Here is a 1,539-nt window from a genome sequence, read left to right as displayed (position 1 = left end):
GGCTCTGTTAGACCAGGATTGACATTCCGCCCCATCATCTTCTTGCGATTGCACAGCGGTCGCCCCCTTGTCGGATTCGAATCCGGCAAGGGGGCGATGCGCCCGAGACCGGACGAGTTGCTCGCCTGGCCCTGCCGTTTCATGCCGACCTGCCGGCTATCTCGCCGTCTCCCCGTCGGGCGCCGGCGTCCTGACCCTCATCTCGAACGGCATCCCGCCCTCCCGGACGAGCGCCCTGAGGAACGCGTTGACGGCGGTGGACATGGACAGGCCGAGCTCGTCCAGGATGGCCGTGGCCTCCTTCTTGACCTCCGGGTCGATGCGGATCGTCGTGGCCGGTATGTTCGACGGCATGGCCTCACCCCTCCTCGTGTATCGCGGTGCGACCATTCTACCGCCTCTATGCGGCGGGCGCGGCCCAGTAGTCCATGTAGGGCGGCTCCACGTTGAACATGTCGCGGACGCGGCTCCTGCAGACGCCGTGCGCGAGCTGCCGCGCGACCGTGCGCTCGGCGGCGCCGGAGTCGGTCGCCATGAAGGTCCGGCACCACCTGAACCAGGCGAGGTAGGCGCCCAGGTGCTTCGTCGACACGCCCCGGAACGGCTCCATGAAGGCGCCGAGGAGCGAGTGGACGGCGTTGACCCGGTTGATGGTTCCCCCGGAGCGGTCCTTGGGGTCGTAGGCCTCATGCGCGGCGACCTCGAGTTCCGCGAGGACGTTGACGTAGACGGCCGCCCTGTCGGTCGCGACGACGGAGCCGGACTCGATGCGGCCCCTCAGCACGTCCATGGCGCGCCCCCTCGACAGGGCGCCCCGCCCCGTGACCTCGAGAAACGTCTCGTTCGAGTCGTTCACGCCGGTCATGACGCAGATCCGCTCGCGCGACAGCCCGCGCCTGTGCACTTGCTTGCCGCGGTGCCGGGAGGGGCGCGGCATCGTGAACGACCCCTTCGCGTGGTTGCCCTTGAACGACTCGGGGAAGTAGGTCTCGTCGAGCTCGCAGCCGCAGCCCCGCTCGACCCTGAACGAGGGGGAGTAGGCCGAGAGGCACTCGATCAGCCTGTGGCGCATGGTGTAAGCGGTCTTGAGGCAGACGCGACAGCGCCTCGCGCACTCGCGCAGGGGCAGCATGAGCACGAAGCACTCGGCGTAGGCCATCCAGGTCTCCTTCGGGAGCCTGCTCGTCCCCAGGATGCGCTCGCTGCCCATGCCGAAGGTCCTGCCGCAGCCCCGGCAGAGGTAGCGCTGCTCGCCGTTCTTCGATTTGCCCTTCTTTACGACCGCGACGGACCCGCAGCGCGGGCAGCGTCCGATTTCGTAGGCGGAGCCGGCCGCGTCGTCGAACGCCGCCGCGCGGATCACGTCCCTGACGGACTCGATAGCGCGGCGGCGCTCGGTCTTGCTGAGGTTCGCCATGTCCTTCTTGAAGTTGAGGACCAGGTCTTCGGCGTTCATGCTGCCCCCATCATCGCGGTCTACGGGGTCAACGATATGGCACCGTGGGGACACATGTATGTCAATCTTGGTCTAACAGAGCC

2 protein-coding genes are annotated in these 1,539 nt (G+C 67.5%); both read right to left on the bottom strand.

The annotated features are described in order from the left end of the window. Positions 1-156 precede the first annotated feature (156 nt). Positions 157-354, bottom strand: coding sequence for a type II toxin-antitoxin system RelB/DinJ family antitoxin (locus DW754_RS10785; RefSeq protein WP_117759941.1), 198 nt, complete (start codon positions 352-354; stop codon positions 157-159). Positions 355-400: 46 nt separating this feature from the next. Further along, positions 401-1,456, bottom strand: a complete 1,056-nt coding sequence (locus DW754_RS10780) for an IS1595 family transposase (protein WP_117759942.1) — start codon at positions 1,454-1,456, stop codon at positions 401-403. Positions 1,457-1,539 lie beyond the last annotated feature (83 nt).

This window comes from Collinsella sp. AM29-10AC, from assembly GCF_003469085.1.
Lineage (GTDB): Bacteria > Actinomycetota > Coriobacteriia > Coriobacteriales > Coriobacteriaceae > Collinsella.
The sequence above is the reverse complement of the archived record's forward strand: the minus strand, read 5'-3'. Positions and strand labels throughout refer to the sequence as shown.